The 2,423-nt window shown below is 71.3% G+C and carries 3 protein-coding genes; 2 read left to right on the top strand and 1 reads right to left on the bottom strand.

Going from position 1 to position 2,423, the window contains the following annotated elements; translation table 11 throughout:
- A partial coding sequence (locus ACFWM7_RS34935; RefSeq protein ID WP_383268713.1) for a TetR/AcrR family transcriptional regulator occupies positions 1 to 277 on the bottom strand: 277 nt, incomplete at its 3' end.
- 81 nt (positions 278 to 358) lie between these two features.
- Between ACFWM7_RS34935 and ACFWM7_RS34930 the strand changes: the two genes are divergently transcribed.
- Positions 359 to 1,111, top strand: coding sequence for an SDR family oxidoreductase (locus tag ACFWM7_RS34930; protein WP_383268710.1), 753 nt, complete (start codon positions 359 to 361; stop codon positions 1,109 to 1,111).
- 59 nt (positions 1,112 to 1,170) lie between these two features.
- Positions 1,171 to 2,259 (top strand): LacI family DNA-binding transcriptional regulator, encoded by a 1,089-nt coding sequence (locus ACFWM7_RS34925; protein ID WP_383268707.1) that lies wholly within the window; start codon positions 1,171 to 1,173, stop codon positions 2,257 to 2,259.
- Positions 2,260 to 2,423 lie beyond the last annotated feature (164 nt).

Genomic DNA, 2,423 nt, shown 5'->3' with positions numbered 1-2,423 from the left:
GCATCCGCGCGAAGCCGCGGCGGGCGGTCGGTTCCTCGGCCAGGGCTCGGTCGCCGAAACCGCCGAAGAGGGTCGCGTACGTATCGACGACCTCCCCGAACAGCGTCCGTTTGTCGCCGAACGCGGCGTACAGGCTCGGCGCGGCGATGCCCATCACACGCGTCAGGTCCGCGATCGAGGTCGCCTCGTACCCCCGCTCCCAGAAGGTCAGGGTCGCCTTCCGGAGAGCGTCCTCCCGGTCGAAGGACCGGGGCCTGCCGCGCTGCTTCGTCGCCATGCGCCAATTCTATAACGACCACTAGAGAACGTGTTACGGTCTTTTCTGTAGCGACCGCTAATCAAAAGGGAGGGCGGAGCCATGGGCTCGCTCACGGGAAAGACGGCACTGGTCACCGGCGGCAGCAGGGGGATCGGACGCGGGATCGCCGAGCGGCTGGGCCGGGACGGAGCAGCCGTCGGTGTGCACTACGGCAGAGACGAAGCGGCGGCCCTGAAGACCGTGGCCGCGATCGAAAAGGCGGGCGGCAGGGCGTTCCCGGTCGGCGCGGAACTGGCGGCTCCGGGATCCGCCGCCGCGCTCTGGGCCGCCTTCGACGAGCACGCGGACGGCGTGGACATCCTCGTCAACAACGCCGGGACAGGCACGTCGCGGAACTTCGCACAGATCGAGGAGGAGGAGTACGACCGACTGTTCGACGTCAACACGAAGGCGCCGTTCTTCCTCACGCGGCTGGGGCTCGACCGACTGCGGGACGGCGGACGCGTCATCAACATCTCGACGGGCCTCAGCCACGCGGCGATGATGCCGGACCTGATCGCCTACGCCATGACCAAGGGCGCGTTGGACGTGTTCACGCGGTACCTGTCCAAGGTGCTGGGCGGCCGGGGCATCACCGTCAACGCGGTGGCGCCGGGGATCGTGGACACCGACACCAACGCGGACTGGCTGCGCACCGGCGACGAGGCCTGGGCGGGCGCGGCAGCCCTGTCCGCCCTGGGAAAGGTGGGCACCCCGGCCGAGATCGCGGATGTGGTCGCCTTTCTCGCTTCGGAGGACGGCCGGTGGATCACGGGCCACTGGATCGACGCGACGGGCGGTTCGCTGGCCTGACCCGCTGCCGGGCGGCCGTTCCGTGGAGAGCGCTCTCCGTAAGTGCTATAAAGGCGCTCATGACGGATGATCTGCGGCCGACCGGAGCACCCACCCTGGAGGACGTGGCCCGGGCGGCCGGTGTCTCCCGCGCCACCGTCTCCCGGGTCATCAACGGGGTACGCAATGTCGACCCGGTGATCCAGGAGGCCGTGCGGCACGCGGTCTCCGTCACGGGCTACACCCCCAACCGGGCGGCCAGGTCCCTCGTCACCCGGCGGGCCGACGCCATCGCGCTGGTGGTGTCGGGCGCGGGCGTCGAGCCGGCGGCGGCAGAGGAACCCGAAGACACCGGGGCGCCTTGGGACGGGAGTTCGTTCACCGCGCAGGTCTTCGCCGACCCGTTCTTCGGCCGGGTCGTGACCGGGGTGGTCAACTACCTGCGGCCGCGCGGGATGCACCCGGTGCTGATGTTCGCGGAGACCGCACGGGCGCGTGAGGAGGTGGTGGCGTACCTGCGGCAGGGCAGCGCGGACGGGGCCCTGGTCGTCTCGACGCACGCCGAGGACCCGCTGCCCGCCCTGATCGCGGAAGCCGGCCTGGCGGCCGTCCTGTTCGCGCGCCCGGCGCGGCCGGTCCCGGTCAGCTATGTCGATCTCGCGCACCAGGACGGCGCACGGCTGGCGGCCGAGCATCTGCTCGGCCGGGGCTGCCGCCGGATGGCGACGATCAGCGGCCCACTGGACGTACCGGCGGGCCAGGCGCGCCTGATGGGGTTCCGGGACGCCATGGCGCGCCACGGGCACGCGTACGTCCCCACCGTCGAGGGGCAGTTCACCCAGGAGAGCGGCGAGGCGGCGATGGAGCGGCTGCTGGCGGAACATCCGGACCTGGACGGGGTCTTCGCCGCCAACGACCTGATGGCGCTGGGGGCCTGCCATGTCCTGCGGGAGCACGGCCGCTCGGTGCCGGGGGACGTGGCGGTGGTGGGGTTCGACGACAGCAGCGCGGCCCTGGCCTGCCGCCCGCCGCTGACCACGGTCCGCCAGCCGGTGGAGGGGATGGCCGCCGAGATGACGCGCCTGCTGCTGGACCGGCTGGCCCGGCCGGACGGGCCGGTGACCTCCGTGATCTTCGAACCGGAGCTGGTGGTGCGGGGGTCGGCCTGAAGGCTCACTGTCCGACCGGCCAGGTGACCGGGCGGACCAGGACCGGAGAGGCCGGGCACACTTCGGGGCTAAGACCGTGTCCTACATGGCCAGTTGGCGGTTGTGCTGTTCATGGGAAGTGGACGGTGGGGATGGATCGTTCCGGACGGACTGTGGGAGATAGC

It is taken from the genome of Streptomyces sp. NPDC058375, from assembly GCF_042723425.1.
GTDB classification, from domain to species: Bacteria; Actinomycetota; Actinomycetes; order Streptomycetales; family Streptomycetaceae; genus Streptomyces; species Streptomyces durocortorensis.
The sequence above is the reverse complement of the archived record's forward strand: the minus strand, read 5'-3'. Positions and strand labels throughout refer to the sequence as shown.

Excerpts from the sequence above, each read along its gene's own strand:
- ACFWM7_RS34925 (WP_383268707.1), top strand. The coding sequence starts at position 1,171 with ATGACGGATGATCTGCGGCCGACCGGAGCACCCACCCTGGAGGACGTG.
- ACFWM7_RS34930 (WP_383268710.1), top strand. The coding sequence starts at position 359 with ATGGGCTCGCTCACGGGAAAGACGGCACTGGTCACCGGCGGCAGCAGG.